Below are 15,731 nucleotides of genomic sequence, written 5' to 3' on the forward strand. Positions count from 1 at the left end.
CCCGGGGGCGCGGCCGCACGGGCGGTGAAGCATCAGGAGGAGGCGGTCGCCTGCTCGGGGGCGGCCTCGGCCGGAGCCGCTTCGGCCGGGGCGGCCTCGACGGCAGCGGCGGCTTCGGTCGCGTCGGCGGCGGCGGTCTCGGAGCCGGCGAGCAGCTCCTTCTCCCACTCGGCCAGCGGCTCGTCCGCGGCGACGCCCGGCTCCGGCTTGGAGTCGGCCGAAGCACCGTTGCGGCTGGAGCGCTGCATCAGACCGGCGGCCGCGGCCTCGGCGACGACCTTGGTCAGCAGCGCGGCCGAGCGGATCGCGTCGTCGTTGCCCGGGATCGGGTAGTCGACCTCGTCCGGGTCGCAGTTGGTGTCCAGGATCGCGACGACCGGGATGTTCAGCTTCCGAGCCTCGCCGACGGCGATGTGCTCCTTCTTCGTGTCGACGATCCACACCGCGCTCGGCACCTTGGCCATGTCGCGGATACCGCCGAGGGTCTTCTCGAGCTTGTCCTTCTCGCGGGTCAGCGTCAGGATCTCGCGCTTGGTGAGGCCCTCGAAGCCGCCGGTCTGCTCCCGCGACTCGAGCTCCTTCAGGCGGAGGAGGCGCTTGTGCACGGTCTGGAAGTTGGTCAGCATGCCGCCGAGCCAGCGCTGGTTGACGTAGGGCATGCCCACGCGCGCGGCTTCGTTGGCGATGGCTTCCTGAGCCTGCTTCTTGGTGCCGACGAACATGATGGTGCCGCCGTGCGCGACGGTTTCCTTGATGAACTCGTACGCACGGTCGATGTAGGTCAGCGTCTGCTGCAGGTCGATGATGTAGATGCCGTTGCGCTCGGTGAAGATGTAGCGCTTCATCTTCGGGTTCCACCGGCGGGTCTGGTGCCCGAAGTGCACGCCGCTGTCGAGCAGCTGCTTCATGGTGACGACGGCCATTGCCGGAATCACACCTCTTCTGTGTAGTGCGCGCTTCGCTTCCGCTGACGCGCTGCTCGGTTTGTCGCTCGCGGCCGGGTGGCCGTTCGCCCTGGTGCCCGTGCCGGCGTCCGGACCCCGGGAGGTGAAACCCCCGGGAACCGCCGGACCCCGTGCGCCCGCCCGGCTTGCTTCCAGACCGGGGAACGCGCACGTGCACGCGAAGTCAGCCCGCTGAAACGGACTGCGCAGAAGATTCTACCCCCTCCCACCACCCCCTCCCCCACCGGCGGCCGCTGAGCGACGCGGTTGTCCACATCGACTCCGGTTATCCACAGATTCGCCATCCCCTCCCCACGAGGCGGCCGCCTGCCGCAGGCTGGAGACATGGAGTCGATCATGCGGTCCCAACGGTGGCTGGTGGCGGCGATTGTGCTGGTCACGGCGGTTTGGGGAGGAGTGTTCGCGAGGGGAGACGGGGGCGTCCGGGCCCCGGGCGCGCCTGGTTCGGGAGGTGAGCTGTCCGTGCCGGCGTGGCTGGGGACAGGTGCCGCCCGCGAGGAGGAATCCGGACCCCCACGGGCGGCCGTGGAGCCAGGGAGGGATGGCTTGGCACCACCACCGCCGCCGGACGTCGGGCCCACCGCGACGGCACCTGCCGGACCACGGCCGAGCGACGTGGCCGCACACCCGGCCGGGCCGACCTGGCGGCCCACCACGACAACACCAGCCGGACCACGGCCGGGCGAGGTGGCCACACACCCGGCCGAGCCGACCTGGTGGCCCACCGCGGCAGCACCAGCCGAGCCACGGCCGGGCGACATGGCCACACACCCGGCCGAGCCACCTTGGTGGCCCACCGCGGCGCGGGCCGAGGCACCGGCAGGTCGGCACGTGACCACCGCGCGCCCGTCGCCGGCCGAGGGCGCAGCATTTCTCCCGGCCGCGCGGGGTCCGGGCGCGCCGTGGGCGATCACGCTCATGGTCGCCCCGGCTTGGGCACCTCTGGTCGCGGTCGAACCCGGAGCCGGCCGCTCCCTCACCACGCGGCACTCCCGGCTCGCCTGGCCACTTTCACCCGATCCGGTGGTCACCAAGTACTTCGACGCCCCGGAAACGCCCTTCGGCCCCGGCCACCGCGGAGTCGACCTGGCCGCCGTGCCCGGGCAGGACGTGCTGGCCGCCGATACGGGTGTCGTGGTCTTCGCCGGTCTCGTGGGCGGGCGGCCTGTGCTCTCCGTCGACCACGATGGCGGCTTGCGGACCACCTACGAGCCCGTCGCGCCGAAGGTGGCGGTGGGCGAACAGGTCTACCGCGGCCAGGTGCTCGGCACCGTCCTCGCCGGGCATCCCGGTTGTGCGGTGGCGGCGTGCCTGCACTGGGGCGTGCGGCGGGGCGAGGAGTACGTCGATCCCCTCGCGTTGACCGGCGAGGTGGGCGAATACCGGCTCAAGCCGTGGGGAGGTGGTCGGTGATCAGGTGCCGGTCTGCTCGACCAGCTTGGCGCGCAGCCGCATGACCGCCCGCGTGTGCAGCTGGCTCACCCGCGACTCCGTGACCCCGAGGACCTTGCCGATCTCGGCGAGGGTCAGGCTCTCGAAGTAGTAGAGGCTGACCACGATCTTGTCCCGCTCGGTCAGCTGCGCGATCGCCTGGGCGAGCTGACGGCGGTTGTCCTGGTCGACGAGCACCGCGACCGGGTCGACGGCGTCGTCGTCGGGCAGCGTGTCGACCAGCGAGCCGCTGTCCTTGCCCGCGGCCACCAGGTCCTCCAGCGCGACGACGCTGGTGAGCTGCAGCTGACCGTAGAAGTCGCGCAGGTCGTCGAGGCCGATGCCGAGTTCGGCGGCGAGCTCCGCGTCCGTCGGGGTGCGGTGCAGGCGGGCGCCGAGGCGCTCCATCGCGCGCTCGGCCTCCTTGGCTTTGCTGCGGACCGCGCGCGGCACCCAGTCCTGGGAACGGAGGTCGTCCAGGATCGCGCCGCGGATGCGCTGCATCGCGTACGTCTCGAAGCGCAGGCCGCGCTCGGGGTCGAACTTCTCGATCGCGTCGACGAGCCCGAAGATGCCCGACTGCACGAGGTCGCCCACGTCGATGTGGGTGGGCAGGCCGGTGCCGACCCGGCCGGCGACGTACTTGACGAGCGGGGCGTAGTGCAGCACGAGCCGATCGCGCGACGCCTGGTCCGGGTTGTCGGCGAACTGCTGCCACAGAGCCGCGATCCCGGCGTCGACGTCGTAGCCGGCCCGGGTCTCCGCGGGCGCGGCAGCCTCACCGTGAGTGGTCACTCCGGCGGCTTCGGTCACGTGCGGGCCTGCGGTCATTGCACAGTCGTTCTCGGCATGCGGCTCAGTGTCGTCTCCGTGCTCGTGCGGATGCGCGTGCGCCGCCGGGCCCGCTGGTGACGACCCCGGCGAGCCACCCCCGGCCGCCTCAGGCCCTGGGGTGCGCTCGGTCATGGATCGCTTTCAACCGGTCGACGGTCACATGAGTGTAGAGCTGCGTCGTGGCAAGCGTAGCGTGACCAAGCAGTTCCTGAACGCTCCTGAGATCGGCACCCCCTTCGAGCAGATGCGTCGCGGCGGAATGCCGCAGGCCGTGGGGCCCCATGTCGACTGCTCCGGGCACCGCCGAGACGGCGTCGTGCACGACACGCCGCACCGCGCGCGGGTCGACGCGTTTGCCCCGCACCCCCAGGAAAAGCGCGGGCTCGACGCTCTCACCACCGCTTTCGGCGACGATCTTCGGGCGGCCCTCGTCGATCCAGTCCGCGAGCGCCTCCGCCGCCGGGACGCCGAACGGGACGACGCGTTCCTTGCCGCCCTTCCCCAGCACCGTCACGACACGACGGGAGAAGTCGGCCCCGCCGACGTCCAGCCCGCACAACTCGGACACGCGGATGCCGGTGGCGTAGAGCAGCTCGACGATCGCGCGATCACGCAGGGCGACCGGATCGCGCTGTGCCGCCCCGGCGGCCGACGCCTGCATGACCTCCCCCGCCTGCCCGGCACGCAGCACTCCCGGCAGGGTGCGGTGCGCCCGCGGGGCGGCGAGCCGGCCGCCCGGGTCAGTGGCCAGGACGCCGGTGCGGTGCGCCCAGGCGGTGAAGGTCCGAGCCGAGGCGGCCCGCCGCGCGAGCGTCGTCCGGCTCGCCCCACCGGACTGCTGCGCGGCGAGCCACGCGCGCAGCCGGGCGAGGTCCAGCTCTGCCACCTCATCGCCACCGTCGACGACGAACCCCAGCAGCGAAACCGCATCTCCCACGTACGCCCGGACGGTGTGCGCGGACAGGCCGCGTTCGAGCCCGAGGTGCCGTTCGTAGGCGGTGACGACGGCCCGCACGGGCTCGGGCAGCGCGGCCCGGAGCGCGCGCAGGTCGGGGCGGCGGGCCCGGCCGGAGCGTGATGGCGGCATGGCTGTCACGCTGCGCGAACAACCGCCTTCGGTCAAGGATCGCCACGCGGCCCCACCGGACCGGCCGAACGCGGGCGGCGATTTCGCCCGGATTCCGTCGTCGTCACGCGCTTTCCTTCCGTCGTCGCCAGCCGGATTCCCCGCGGACGGCGAATCCGTCGATTTCCAGCTCGGGCAGCAGCGCCCGCACCCGCCGCAACGGGAGCCCGGACTCGGCCGCGACCTCGGCGTCGGACCGGTCGGCGCGCACGGCGAGTGCCTCGAAGATCCGCAACGCCTCGGGCCCCAGCCGGTCGGTGCGCCGTTTCGGCCGGCTGGAGACGGGGTCCTCGGCGACGCCGAACCACCCGACGGTTTCGAGGACTTCGTCGACGGTCGAGACCAGCGTCGCCTTGGCGTCGCGGATCAGGTTGTGACAGCCGGCGGACATGCCGGACGACACCGGCCCGGGCAGGGCCATCACCACCTTCCCGAGGGCGCCGGCGGTGCTCGCGGTGTTGCGGGCGCCGCTGCGGCGTCCCGCCTCGACCACCAAGGTGCCCTCGGTGAGGGCGGCGATGAGCCGGTTCCGGACGAGGAAGCGGTGGCGCGCCGGCGGGACGCCGGGTGGGTACTCGCTGACGACGGCGCCGCCGGAGCGGACGATCCGCTTCAGCATCGTGACGTGCCCCGCCGGATAGCCGGCGTCGACAGCGCATCCCAGCACGGCGACGGTGACCCCCTCGGCGGCGAGTGCGCCTCGGTGCGCGGCTCCGTCGATGCCGTAGGCGGCGCCCGAGAACACCGGCACGCTCCGGCCGGCCAGGCCGTAGGCGAACTCGGCGGCGTGGTGTTCGCCGTACTCGGTCGCGGCACGAGCACCGACGATCGCCACGGCCCGATCGGCGGCCGTGCCGAGCGCGACTTCCCCGGCAACCCACAACGCCAAGGGCGGGACGGCCTCGGCCACCCCGCGCCGGGCGGCGAGCTCCAGGGCGAGCAGTGGCCAGGCGGGCCACTCGTCGTCCTCGGGGACGACCAGCCGGGCACCGGCCTCGGCGGCCCGGGCGAAATCCTGGGCGACGAGGTCGTAGCCCCGCCGTGCCTCGGTCGCCTTGAGCACTCCCTCCGGGCAGTCGCCACGCCGGACACGCGCGGCGGCCGCTACCGGCCCGTGCTCGGCGACGAACGCCACGAGGGCGGGTGCCGGTGGCTCGGCCACCCGCAGCAGGTACGCACGAGCCTGCCGCACTTCATCGGGACTCATGCCGCGACCTGCTTCCCGGAGGCAGGCATCGGCCTGGACCAGCAGCCGCCGACAGACGCAACGCCAGCCGAGACCAGCGGTTCGGTCGCCGGCTTCCGGACAGCCGCCATATCGAACCCGGCGCGCACCAGTGGCTCGACGATCCGCTGGACACCGACCTCGCGACGCGGCGCGACCGCATCGAGGCCACCCGCGCCGGCTGGCCGTAAGCCCACACCAGCCTGCGGCAACTCGTCGACACGCATGCCGCCCCCTCGGGCAACCTCGGCGGCAAGGAGCGGCGTCGATGGTGTGGCCGCGCGCAAGCGGTGAGCGCCGGCCCGGCGCGCCTCGGCGGGGCTCATGCCGCCACTCGCTCTCGGAAGGCCAGCGCCGCGCTCACCTGTTCGGCTCCCGGACGGGACTCGCCGTCCAGGTCGGCCAACGTCCAGGCTATTCGCAGGCAGCGGTCGGCTCCGCGACCGCTCAGGGCGCCTCGCTCCATCGCTCGGTCCAGCACCACTGTCGCTTCGGCGGGCAGGGCGAACTGACGACGTAGAGCTGGTCCGGGCACCTCCGAGTTGGACAGCCAGCCGTGCTCGCTCCAGCGTCGGGCTGCGCGCTCGCGGGCCGCGAACACCCGCCGGCGCACCGCCTCCGATGGCTCTGCCGCGCCGGTGTCGTGCGCGCTGATCGCACTCAGCGGGCGCAAGCGGACCCTCAGGTCGACGCGATCGAGCAGCGGTCCGGAAAGTTTGGCGAGGTAGCGGCGGCGGGCGCTCGGCGAGCACACGCAGTCCGTGTCCTTCGGCGGTGCGCACGCACACGGGTTGGTGGCCAGGACCAGCTGGAACCGCGCGGGATAGGTGATCGATCCCTTGACGCGGGAGATGCGGACCTCGCCCTCTTCCAGGACCGTCCGGAGCGATTCAAGGCACTGCGCGCCGAATTCGCAGACCTCGTCGAGAAACAGGACGCCACGGTGTGCCCTGCTGATCGCGCCCGGCCCGGCGATGCCGCTGCCTCCGCCGATCAGAGCCGGCACGGAGATCGAATAGTGCGGGGCCACGAACGGCGGGACGGTCACCAGTGGCGAGGACTTCGACAGCGAACCGTCGACCGAGTGGACCGCGGTGACCTCCAGGGACTCCTCCGGCGACAGCTGCGGGAGGAGGCCCGGCAGCCGCTTCGCCAGCATCGTCTTGCCGACTCCGGGCGGGCCGGTCAGCAGGAGGTGGTGGCCGCCCGCCGCGGCGACCTCCAGAGCCCAGCGTGCCTCCGGCTGCCCGACGACGTCCGCGAGATCCGGTACCTCCGGCGGGGGCACCGGGCCGGGCGGCTCCGGCTGGGCCAGCTCGGCTTCGCGGTTCAGCCAAGCCACGAAATCCCGCAGGTGCGGTGCGCCCGCGACTTCGATGCCGTCCACGAGGGCGGCTTCGACGAGGGAGTCCGTCGGCACGACGGCTCGCCCGTAGCCGGCCGCCCGGGCCGCCAGCAGGCCCGGGAGGATGCCGCGGACCGCGCGGATCCGGCCGTCCAGGGCGAGCTCGCCCAGCAGCACGGTGCCGAGCAACCGGGTGGCCGGGACCGCGCCCGAAGCGGCGAGCACCGCCGCGGCGATGCCCAGGTCGAAGGCCGACCCCATCTTGGGCAGGTTCGCCGGGGACAGGCCGAGCGTGATCTTGCCGTCGGGCCAGGGCTGACCGGAATTGCGGACCGCGGACCGGACGCGGTCCTTCGCCTCGCGCAACCCGGCGTCGGGCAGGCCCACGAGGGTGATCCGGCTGAGCCCGCCGCCGAGGTCGGCCTCGATTTCGATCACCCGGCCGTTGATGCCGAGAAGACCGGCGGACCAGGCTTTGGCGATGGGCATCAGAACGCCGCCTCGAGGTGCTGGAGCCGCGGACGGGTGCCCGGTTCGGCGAGGATCGTGACGACGTCGTAGCGGACGGGGCACCAGCCGAGGCGGAACTCGCGGAGCCAGCGCTGGGCGGCTCGGCGGACGCGGCCGGCCTTCTCTTCGGTGACCGTCTCCGTCGGGAGGCCGAATTCGGTACCGGAGCGGGTTTTCACCTCGCAGACGATGATGCGGGTGCGGTCGGTGAGGACGAGGTCGAGCTCGCCTTCGCGGCAGCGCCAGTTGCGGGCCAGCAGGACGAGGCCGCGGTTCCGGAGGTAGCCGAGGGCGATGTCCTCGCCCCAGGCGCCCAGGTCGCGGCGGTGTCTTGCGAGCTCGTCGGTGCCCGTCATCGTGTTCGCCCCCTCGTCGGTTCGCAGCCGTGCGATCACGGTGCGTGTGCCTTCGACGATGCCAGCGGGCGGAGGGGGCTCACCAGACCCGGATCGCGCAGCTGTGGACAACCGGGGTGTTGTGGACAACTGGTTCGAGGAAGGCCACCGGACGCCCCGAAAAGTCGGCGAGGTTCGCTACCGGAACGGACGACACGCGTACCTGGATGGACGACACGCGTACCGGGAGGGCGGACAGCACTGCGCCGGCTCACCCGGTGAGGGTGAGCCGGCGCAGTGGGTCGAACCGGAGTCAGCCCGAGAACGGGCCGTCTTCGGGCAGGCGGAGGTCCGGCTTGTCCAGCTCCTCCACATTGACGTCCTTGAACGTGATGACCCGGACGTGCTTGACGAAGCGGGCCGGGCGGTACATGTCCCAGACCCACGCGTCGGACATGCGGACCTCGAAGTACACCTCACCACCGCCGTCGCGGACCTGGACGTCGACCGCGTTCGCCAGGTAGAACCGCCGCTCGGTCTCCACCACGTACGAGAACTGGCCGACTATGTCGCGGTACTCGCGGTACAGCGAGAGCTCCATCTCGGTCTCGTACTTCTCGAGATCCTCTGCGCTCATGAAATCCGCGCCCCTCCTCGGGATCGTGCTGCTGCTCCGCCGGCGGAGCGTTCATTGTGACCCACACCCGCGGCCGGGGCATGCAGCGGCAGGCTGAGTTGTGGCTCTAATGCCTCGTCGAGGACAGCGGCGTGGCCGGCGCCGGGCGTCTCCATGGCCTTCTCCAGCGCCGCGTACGTCAGCAGGACCGGCCGCGCCGGACGCAGGCCGTGCTTGACGGCCACCGTGGCCACGTTCGTGTACGACCAGCGGTGGACGTCGCTGGGGCCGTGTTCACGCAGCGCCGCCAGGTGGTCGGACGTGCTGTACCCCTTGTGGACGTCGAACCCGTAGTGCGGGAAGTCGTCGTGGTAACCGGCCATGATGCGGTCCCGCGTCACCTTGGCCAGCACCGACGCGGCCGCGATGCAGGCCACCGAACGGTCGCCCTTGATGACCGCCGCGTTGGGGGCCGTCAGCCCCGGCACGCGGAACCCGTCGGTGAGGATGTAGCCCGGCTGGACCCGCAGGGCCGCCGCGGCGCGGCGCATGCCCTCCAGGTTCATCACGCGGATGCCGTAGAGGTCGACCTCTTCGGTCGGGATGACGATCACCGAGTAGTCGACGGCACGGGCGAGGACCAGGTCGTAGACCCGGTCACGCGCCTTCGCCGTCATCATCTTGGAGTCCGTCAGCTCGGTGAGCTTCGCCGCGTCGCTCTGCTTGAGCACGCAGGCCGCGACCACCAGCGGCCCCGCGCACGCCCCGGCGCCGGCTTCGTCCACGCCGGCGACCGGGCCGAGGCCACGGCGGTCGAGGGCGCCCTGCAGACCCCAGAAGAGGTCGCCGCGCACCACAGCTCGCGGTGGCCGGATCGGCTCGGCCGCCGTCAGGGGAACCGGAAGTGTCAAGGCTGGATCACCCGTCTGCCGCAAGGGTCGGGTGGCTAGGGCTTCCGCCCGGCCGCCCGGCGCAGTCCGGACTTGAGCTTGCGCCCGACGAACAACGCCGGCCACGCCGCCGCGATCCCGGCGCCGAGCGGGAGCCCGCTCTGCCAGGCCGGCGCGCCCAGGGCCACCGGCTGCGCCGCTTCCTGCGGGTTGTGGTCGGTGATCCCGCCCCACCGGCCCGGCGGCAGGACGATGATCCGCGCCTTGCCGATGATGTTGTCCACCGGGACCGCGCCGTTCACGCCGCCGCCGCCCTGGTACCGGGAGTCGTCGGAGTTGTTCCGGTTGTCGCCCATCACCCAGACCGTGCCGGCGGGGACCTTGACCGGGTCGAAGGTCTTCTGCTGCTGGACGGACGGGTCTTCCCAGTGGATGTACGGCTCGTCGAGCGCCTTGCCGTCCACGATCACGCGGTCCTGCGGGTCGCAGCACTGGACGGTCTGGCCGCCGACCGCGATCACCCGCTTGACGAAGTCGCGCTCGTCCGGCGGGGCGAACCCGACCAGCGAGCCGAGCCCGCGCAGGCCGCGGACGACGATGTTGCCCGATTCCTGCGGCGGGACCTCGTTGTTGATCCAGGCCTGCGGGCCCTTGAACACGATCACGTCGCCCGGCGAGGGCTCGGTGAAGTCGTAGGTGACTCGGTCGACGAGGATCCGGTCTCCGGTGCACCCGGGGCACCCGTGCAGGGTGGCCTCCATGGAGCCCGAAGGGATCATGAAGACCTTCGCGAGGAATGTCTGGATCAGGATCGTGAGCACCAGGGCGATCACGAGCAGGATCGGCAGTTCCTTCCAGAACGACCGTTTCTTGGCGGGTTTGGCGCGCCGCCGGCGGGATCCCCCGCGCTCCTCGGAGCGGGACAGCCTGGGCTTGTCCGCCTCGGAGCGATCGGGGTCATCCTCGGGAGCGTTCTGGGACACGGGTTCGGCCACGTCGTCAGGCTACCGGTAACCGGGTGGTGACTCAGTTAGCCGAGGCCGTCTCGCGGTTCTCGCGGCGCTCCTTGATCTTGGCCTTCTTGCCACGCAGGTCGCGGAGGTAGTACAGCTTCGCGCGCCGCACGTCGCCGCGCTTGTGCACCTCGATCTCGGCCAGGTTCGGCGAGTGCACGGGGAAGGTGCGCTCCACGCCGACACCGAAGGAAACCTTGCGCACGGTGAAGGTCTCCCGGATGCCCCCGCCCTGACGGCGGATGACCACGCCCTGGAAGACCTGGTTGCGCTCGCGGTTGCCTTCGATGACGCGGACGTGCACCTTGAGCGTGTCGCCCGGGCGGAAGTCCGGGATGTCGGAACGCAGCGACTGCTTGTCCAGCGCGTCCAGGGTGTTCATCGGTGGTCCGTCCTCGTCTTCGGTATGGCTTGCGTACAGATCCCGGGTGCGCAACGGTTCCGCTGCGGGCGACCCGGGGGGCTGATGGCGGGCTCGTGGACGAGGAGGTCCACTCACGCCAACCTGTCAAGTATTACAGACCGGGATCGGGCCGGGAGAACCGGCCCTCGGCCTGCTCGGGGTCCAGGCCCTTCAGGACCCCGCGATCGTGCTTGTCGAGACTACCTTCCGGCAGCCGCGCCAGGAGATCGGGGCGGCGGCGGGCCGTGCGCTCGAGGGCCTGGTCACGCCGCCAGCGGTCGATCAGCGCGTGGTTGCCCGACCGCAGCACCTCCGGCACGGCCAGGTCCCGCCACACTTCCGGGCGCGTGTAGCTGGGCCCCTCGAGCAGGCCGTCGGAGAACGAGTCCTCGGCGGCCGAACGCGCGTTGCCGAGCACCCCGGGCAGCAGCCGGACGACGGCCTCGACGATGACCAGCACCGCCGCCTCGCCGCCGACCAGGACGTAGTCGCCGATCGACACCTCGTCCACCGGCATCCGGCGGGCCGCGTCGTCGACGACGCGCTGGTCGATGCCCTCGTACCGGCCGCAGGCGAACACCAGGTGCTTCTCCGCCGCGTACGCGTGCGCCAGCTCCTGGGTGAACGGCCGCCCGGCCGGCGTCGGCACGACGAGCCGCGTCCCGGACGTGCAGACGTCGTCCAGCGCCGGGCCCCAGATCTGCGGCTTCATCACCATGCCGGGGCCGCCGCCGTACGGCGCGTCGTCGACCGCGCGGTGCACGTCGTGCGTCCAGTCGCGCAGGTCGTGCACGCCGACCTCGATGAGGCCGCGGTCGATCGCCCGGCCCAGCAGCGCGGCGCGCAGCGGGTCGAGGTACTCGGGGAAGATCGTGACGACGTCGATCCGCATCTCAGGCGTCCAGCAGCCCTTCCGGCGGGTCGAGCACGACCCGGCCGCCCGCGACGTCCACCGTCGGGACGATCGCGCGGACGAAGGGCACGAGGACCTCGCGGCCCTCGACGTCGAGCTCCAGCAGCTCGCCGGCCGGCGAGTGGACGATCTCGACGACCTTGCCGACGACCGTGCCGTCGGCCAGCTCGGCCCGCAGGCCGGCCAGCTCGTGGTCGTAGAACTCTTCGGGGTCCTCGGTCGGCGGCAGCGTGGCCGTGTCGGCCAGCAGCAGCGCGCCCCGCAGCGTCTCGGCGACGTCGCGGGTGAGGACCTCCTCGAAACGCACCAGCAGCCGCCCGCTGTGTTCGCGGGCGGCTGCGATGGTGAGTTCCCTCTTGCTGCCGTCACGCAGCTTCGTCGTGACGGCCGCACCGATCTTGAACCGCTCTTCCGGCGAGTCCGTGCGCACGTCCACCGCGAGTTCCCCGCGGATGCCGTGCGCCTTCGCGATGCGGCCGACTACGACGTCCATCCTGACCGTGCTTCCGAGAGGCTCAGCGGTCGGTGTCGACGACGTCCACCCGGACGCCGCGGCCACCGATGCCGCCCATGACGGTGCGCAGGGCGGTCGCCGTGCGACCACCCCGGCCGATCACCTTGCCGAGGTCGTCGGGGTGCACGTGCACCTCGAGCGTGCGGCCACGGCGCGTGGTCAGCAGCTCGACCCGGACCTCGTCCGGGTTGTCGACGATCCCGCGCACCAGGTGCTCGAGGGAGTCCGCGAGGAAACTCACTCGGACTTCTCGCCCTCAGCGGCCTCCGCCTTCTCGGCTTCGGCCTTCTTCGGAGCGGACTTCTTCTTCGGCGTGGTGGCCTCGGTGGAGGGCTCCTCGCCGGCCGCGGCCAGCGCCGCGTTGAACAGGTCCTGCTTGGACGGCTTCGGCTCGGCCACCTTCAGGGTGCCCTCGGCGCCCGGCAGGCCCTTGAACTTCTGCCAGTCACCGGTGATCTCCAGCAGGCGCTGGACCGGCTCGGTCGGCTGCGCGCCGACACCCAGCCAGTACTGGGCGCGCTCGGAGACGACCTCGATCAGGCTCGGCTCTTCCTTCGGGTGGTACTTGCCGATCGTCTCGATGGCCTTGCCGTCCCGGCGGGTGCGCGCGTCGGCAACGATGATGCGGTAGTACGGCGCACGGATCTTGCCGAGGCGCTGCAGCTTGATCTTGACGGCCACGGGTGTGGGTTCTCCTCGAATCTCTCTGGTGCTGGGCTGGGCGCACGCGGGCCGAGTGGGGACACGGACGCGGGCACCCGAAGGTCAGGAGCTTTCGCACGGTGAGAGGGTCCGGCGGAAGCAGGCAGTGCACCATTCTGCCAGACGGCGCTCACGGGACCGGAAACAGCCCTAGAAAGAGGCCACGCCGAGCGCCCCGAGCAGGATGGTCAGCGCCGGCAGGAAGTTGTTCACCTGGTGCGCGACGATGCTGCCCGGCAGGCGGCCGGTGACCAGCCGCACCAGGCCGATCGGCACCGCGATGACCAGCAGCAACGTCGTCCGCAGGGGCTCGAGGTGGCTCGCCGCGAACACGGCCGTGGAGAGCAGGAACGCCGCGACGCGGCCCCAGCGCTCGCTGCGCCACTGCAGCTGTTCCGCGGCGCCCCAGAGCAGGCCGCGGTAGATGATCTCCTCGCAGATCGGGCCGAGCAGCCAGAGGTAGACGAACATCACCACCGCCGCGGAAATCGACATCCGGCGGTCCTCGACCAGGGCGCTGATCGCCGACGTCGCGTTGGCGTCGCCGACCAGCCGCGTCCACAAGTAGGCGGCGATGGTGGTGAAGACCAGCCCGACGCAGCCGTACCGCAACCCGGTCTTCACGTCGGCCCAGCGCCACTCGAGCCGCAGGTCGGAGACGGGCCCGTTGCCGCGCACGAAGGTGATCAGCACCGCGACGCCGGCCGCGATCATCGTCGGCAGCATGGTGCCGAGGAGCACGACACGCATGGGCAGCGGGCCGGGACCGGTGTCGCCGACGAGGACGGACACGAAGGCCGCCGAGGCCAGCAGCACGGCTTCGACGAGCAGGAAGGCCCCGAAACCCCACCGGTGCCGCGGCGCGGGCGGCAGGAAGGCGGTCGCGGCGGGCTCCTCGGGCTCGGGCAACGGCGTGGCGTCGGCAGCCGGGTCCCGGGGCTGGGAAGTGGTCACGCCTTGCCCTCCGCGTCGCTCGGCTCAGATGTCGAGCCTAGCCGCCGCGATGTGATCTCACAGTATCCGTCCAGCTACTGTCCATCGATCTTCGCAACGTCAGTGCGCGACGAACAGCAGCACCGCGGGCGGCAGGTTGTTGGCCGCGTGGGCGATCACCCCCGCGCTGACCCGGCCGGACAGGTGCCGGGCCAGCCCCATCGCGATGCCCTGGCCGAACAGGGCGATGGTGCGGGTCGGCTCGCCGTGCAGCTGGGCGAACACGAGCGAGGTGAGCACGAGCACCGCCCACGGCGGGACCCGGTGGAACGACAGCGCGTTCCACAGCGTGCCGCGGACCAGCAGTTCCTCGGTGAGCGGCGCGCCGGCGATGACGATCACCGCCGCGAGCACCAGCCACACCGTGTCGCCGTCGAAGGTGTCGGCGAGGTCGGTCAGCGGGCTGTCGGAGACGTCGTCGGCGCCGTAGACCGCGATCAGCATCAGGTTGAGCAGGTAGCCGACGACCAGCGCGAGCACTCCGCAGGCGAGGCCGATCCGGACGTCGCGCCAGGTCGGCTTGAGGCCGAAGTCGGTGCGCAGCCCCTGTCCCCACTGCCACGAGCCCACCGCCGGGCCGAGGCCGAGCAGCAGGTTGGGGACGAACGCCAGGAGCAGCAGCGGGCCGATGTCGTGGAGCTCGAGCGGGTCGAACTCGCCGACGTTGCGGTTGACCGCCGCGGCGATGATCAGGTTGGCCAGGTAGTAGCCGGCGATGCCCGCGAAGAACGCCACGAAGCACCAGTGCGCCCCGAGCACGCGCCGTGCGCCGTCGTCGTCCGTCACGCGTCCCACGCTAAAGTGCCGTCCCCGCAAGGAAATCGGCGGGGGTCTAGGCGTACACGACCCCGCCGAGGACGATGTGCGACGGATGCCGCAGGACGCCCAGGTCCTCGCGCGGATCGCTCGGGTAGACGAGCAGGTCGGCGGGCGCGCCGTCGTCGACGCCGGGGTGGCCGAGCCAGTCGCGGGCGGCCCAGGACGCGCTCGCGAGGGCCTGCTCGCGCGTCATGCCGGCGCGGTGGAGCGCCTCGATCTCGTCGACGAGCCTGCCGTGCTCGACCATCCCGCCGGCGTCACTGCCCGCGAAGACGCGTACGCCCGCTTCGATGGCCGAAGCGACCATGTCGCCGACCCCGGCGTGCAGCGCGCGCATGTGCGCCGCGTACGTCGGGTACTTGCCCGCCTTGTCGGCGATGCCCGGGAAGTTCTCGATGTTGATCAGCGTCGGGACCAGGGCAACATCGTGGCGCGCCAGCTCGGCCAGCTGGCCGGCGCTCAGTCCCGTGCCGTGCTCCAGGCAGTCGATGCCGGACGCGATCAGCCCGGGCAACGCCGCTTCGCCGAACACGTGCGCGGTGACACGGGCACCGTTCTCGTGCGCCACCTTGACGGCTTCGGCCAGGACGTCGTCCAGCCACAGCGGGGCCAGGTCGCCGACGCCGCGGTCGATCCAGTCGCCGACGAGCTTGACCCAGCCGTCGCCGTCGCGGGCCTGCTCGGCCACGGCGTCCGGCAGCTGCGCCGGGTCCTCGAGCTCGATGCCGAGGCCTGGGATGTACCGCTTGGCCAGTGCGAGGTGCCGCCCGGCGCGGATGATCGTCGGCAGGTCGGCCCGCCGCTGCAGCGGGCGGACGTCGATCGGCAGCCCGCAGTCGCGGATGAGCAACGTGCCCGCGTCACGGTCCGCCTGAGCCTGGACGGCCGCTTCCTCGAGGGAGACGGGCCCGCCGACGCCGATGCCGGGGTGGCAGTGCGCGTCGACCAGACCAGGCACGACGAAGACGTCCCGGCCGAGACTTTCGGCGTCCGGCACCGGCTCGAACGAGATCCGGCCGCCGGTGATCCACAGCTCCCCCGGCTCGCCGCCGGGCAGGATCACCCCGGCGACGTGCAGTGTCTTCTCCACCACGCGG

19 protein-coding genes are annotated in these 15,731 nt (G+C 71.9%); 1 reads left to right on the plus strand and 18 read right to left on the minus strand.

What is annotated here, in order from left to right:
• Positions 1 to 32 precede the first annotated feature (32 nt).
• The gene (gene rpsB, locus DV20_RS14410; protein ID WP_043780369.1) at positions 33 to 923 is read right to left on the minus strand and encodes a 30S ribosomal protein S2; all 891 of its coding nucleotides are present in this window, start codon (positions 921 to 923) and stop codon (positions 33 to 35) included.
• Between the two features lie 960 nt (positions 924 to 1,883).
• Here rpsB and DV20_RS14415 point away from each other — a divergent pair.
• Positions 1,884 to 2,378: a M23 family metallopeptidase gene (locus DV20_RS14415; protein WP_407638341.1), complete on the plus strand. Its 495-nt coding sequence runs from the start codon at positions 1,884 to 1,886 to the stop codon at positions 2,376 to 2,378.
• On the opposite strand, the gene DV20_RS14420 is transcribed toward DV20_RS14415, so the two are convergent.
• The 17 genes from DV20_RS14420 to DV20_RS14500 form a co-directional block, all read right to left on the minus strand.
• Positions 2,379 to 3,227, minus strand: a complete 849-nt coding sequence (locus tag DV20_RS14420) for a FliA/WhiG family RNA polymerase sigma factor (RefSeq protein ID WP_043780371.1) — start codon at positions 3,225 to 3,227, stop codon at positions 2,379 to 2,381. It abuts the gene before it with no gap.
• Between the two features lie 109 nt (positions 3,228 to 3,336).
• Positions 3,337 to 4,317, minus strand: coding sequence for a tyrosine recombinase XerC (locus DV20_RS14425; RefSeq protein ID WP_043780373.1), 981 nt, complete (start codon positions 4,315 to 4,317; stop codon positions 3,337 to 3,339).
• Positions 4,318 to 4,420: 103 nt separating this feature from the next.
• A complete protein-coding gene (dprA, locus tag DV20_RS14430) occupies positions 4,421 to 5,563 on the minus strand; it encodes a DNA-processing protein DprA (protein WP_200876425.1) in 1,143 nt (380 codons plus the stop codon).
• Positions 5,560 to 5,808, minus strand: a complete 249-nt coding sequence (locus DV20_RS14435) for a hypothetical protein (protein ID WP_043780375.1) — start codon at positions 5,806 to 5,808, stop codon at positions 5,560 to 5,562. The genes dprA and DV20_RS14435 overlap by 4 nt, the downstream gene beginning before the upstream one ends.
• A gap of 95 nt (positions 5,809 to 5,903) precedes the next feature.
• The gene (locus DV20_RS14440; RefSeq protein ID WP_043780377.1) at positions 5,904 to 7,415 is read right to left on the minus strand and encodes a YifB family Mg chelatase-like AAA ATPase; all 1,512 of its coding nucleotides are present in this window, start codon (positions 7,413 to 7,415) and stop codon (positions 5,904 to 5,906) included.
• On the minus strand, positions 7,415 to 7,792 hold the full coding sequence (locus DV20_RS14445) for a YraN family protein (RefSeq protein ID WP_043780934.1): 378 nt from the start codon (positions 7,790 to 7,792) through the stop codon (positions 7,415 to 7,417). The genes DV20_RS14440 and DV20_RS14445 overlap by 1 nt, the downstream gene beginning before the upstream one ends.
• A gap of 292 nt (positions 7,793 to 8,084) precedes the next feature.
• On the minus strand, positions 8,085 to 8,408 hold the full coding sequence (locus DV20_RS14450; RefSeq protein WP_003096226.1) for a DUF2469 domain-containing protein: 324 nt from the start codon (positions 8,406 to 8,408) through the stop codon (positions 8,085 to 8,087).
• A complete protein-coding gene (locus DV20_RS14455; protein WP_051736005.1) occupies positions 8,405 to 9,244 on the minus strand; it encodes a ribonuclease HII in 840 nt (279 codons plus the stop codon). Before DV20_RS14455 ends, DV20_RS14450 begins: the two co-directional genes overlap by 4 nt.
• A gap of 89 nt (positions 9,245 to 9,333) precedes the next feature.
• Complete coding sequence (gene lepB, locus DV20_RS14460; protein WP_043780380.1) at positions 9,334 to 10,272, minus strand: signal peptidase I; 939 nt, start codon at positions 10,270 to 10,272, stop codon at positions 9,334 to 9,336.
• Positions 10,273 to 10,303: 31 nt separating this feature from the next.
• Positions 10,304 to 10,672: a 50S ribosomal protein L19 gene (rplS, locus tag DV20_RS14465; protein ID WP_013223853.1), complete on the minus strand. Its 369-nt coding sequence runs from the start codon at positions 10,670 to 10,672 to the stop codon at positions 10,304 to 10,306.
• Positions 10,673 to 10,805: 133 nt separating this feature from the next.
• Positions 10,806 to 11,585, minus strand: coding sequence for a tRNA (guanosine(37)-N1)-methyltransferase TrmD (gene trmD / locus DV20_RS14470; protein WP_043780382.1), 780 nt, complete (start codon positions 11,583 to 11,585; stop codon positions 10,806 to 10,808).
• Position 11,586: 1 nt separating this feature from the next.
• The gene (gene rimM / locus DV20_RS14475) at positions 11,587 to 12,099 is read right to left on the minus strand and encodes a ribosome maturation factor RimM (protein ID WP_043780384.1); all 513 of its coding nucleotides are present in this window, start codon (positions 12,097 to 12,099) and stop codon (positions 11,587 to 11,589) included.
• 22 nt (positions 12,100 to 12,121) lie between these two features.
• Positions 12,122 to 12,361 (minus strand): RNA-binding protein, encoded by a 240-nt coding sequence (locus tag DV20_RS14480; protein ID WP_003103110.1) that lies wholly within the window; start codon positions 12,359 to 12,361, stop codon positions 12,122 to 12,124.
• Positions 12,358 to 12,801 carry a 30S ribosomal protein S16 gene (gene rpsP, locus DV20_RS14485; RefSeq protein WP_043780385.1) on the minus strand — a complete coding sequence of 148 codons (444 nt, stop codon included), beginning with the start codon at positions 12,799 to 12,801 and terminating at the stop codon, positions 12,358 to 12,360. The genes DV20_RS14480 and rpsP overlap by 4 nt, the downstream gene beginning before the upstream one ends.
• A 171-nt stretch (positions 12,802 to 12,972) precedes the next feature.
• Positions 12,973 to 13,776 (minus strand): CPBP family intramembrane glutamic endopeptidase, encoded by an 804-nt coding sequence (locus tag DV20_RS14490; RefSeq protein ID WP_043780386.1) that lies wholly within the window; start codon positions 13,774 to 13,776, stop codon positions 12,973 to 12,975.
• A 99-nt stretch (positions 13,777 to 13,875) separates the two neighbouring features.
• Entirely contained in the window at positions 13,876 to 14,601 is a 726-nt protein-coding gene (locus tag DV20_RS14495) for a CPBP family intramembrane glutamic endopeptidase (RefSeq protein ID WP_043780387.1), read from the minus strand.
• A gap of 46 nt (positions 14,602 to 14,647) precedes the next feature.
• The gene (locus DV20_RS14500; protein WP_043780938.1) at positions 14,648 to 15,724 is read right to left on the minus strand and encodes an amidohydrolase family protein; all 1,077 of its coding nucleotides are present in this window, start codon (positions 15,722 to 15,724) and stop codon (positions 14,648 to 14,650) included.
• Positions 15,725 to 15,731 lie beyond the last annotated feature (7 nt).

The sequence above is a fragment of the Amycolatopsis rifamycinica genome, from assembly GCF_000695625.1.
Taxonomy (GTDB): domain Bacteria; phylum Actinomycetota; class Actinomycetes; order Mycobacteriales; family Pseudonocardiaceae; genus Amycolatopsis; species Amycolatopsis rifamycinica.

What these genes read in the sequence shown, in the direction of transcription:
- DV20_RS14425 (WP_043780373.1), bottom strand. Translation starts at nt 4,317, where the DNA reads ATGCCGCCATCACGCTCCGGCCGGGCCCGCCGCCCCGACCTGCGCGCG.
- trmD (WP_043780382.1), bottom strand. Translation starts at nt 11,585, where the DNA reads ATGCGGATCGACGTCGTCACGATCTTCCCCGAGTACCTCGACCCGCTG.
- rplS (WP_013223853.1), bottom strand. Translation starts at nt 10,672, where the DNA reads ATGAACACCCTGGACGCGCTGGACAAGCAGTCGCTGCGTTCCGACATC.
- dprA (WP_200876425.1), bottom strand. Translation starts at nt 5,563, where the DNA reads ATGAGTCCCGATGAAGTGCGGCAGGCTCGTGCGTACCTGCTGCGGGTG.
- rpsB (WP_043780369.1), bottom strand. Translation starts at nt 923, where the DNA reads ATGGCCGTCGTCACCATGAAGCAGCTGCTCGACAGCGGCGTGCACTTC.
- DV20_RS14415 (WP_407638341.1), top strand. Translation starts at nt 1,884, where the DNA reads ATGGTCGCCCCGGCTTGGGCACCTCTGGTCGCGGTCGAACCCGGAGCC.
- DV20_RS14450 (WP_003096226.1), bottom strand. Translation starts at nt 8,408, where the DNA reads ATGAGCGCAGAGGATCTCGAGAAGTACGAGACCGAGATGGAGCTCTCG.
- DV20_RS14435 (WP_043780375.1), bottom strand. Translation starts at nt 5,808, where the DNA reads ATGCGTGTCGACGAGTTGCCGCAGGCTGGTGTGGGCTTACGGCCAGCC.
- rimM (WP_043780384.1), bottom strand. Translation starts at nt 12,099, where the DNA reads ATGGACGTCGTAGTCGGCCGCATCGCGAAGGCGCACGGCATCCGCGGG.
- DV20_RS14420 (WP_043780371.1), bottom strand. Translation starts at nt 3,227, where the DNA reads ATGACCGCAGGCCCGCACGTGACCGAAGCCGCCGGAGTGACCACTCAC.
- DV20_RS14440 (WP_043780377.1), bottom strand. Translation starts at nt 7,415, where the DNA reads ATGCCCATCGCCAAAGCCTGGTCCGCCGGTCTTCTCGGCATCAACGGC.
- DV20_RS14445 (WP_043780934.1), bottom strand. Translation starts at nt 7,792, where the DNA reads ATGACGGGCACCGACGAGCTCGCAAGACACCGCCGCGACCTGGGCGCC.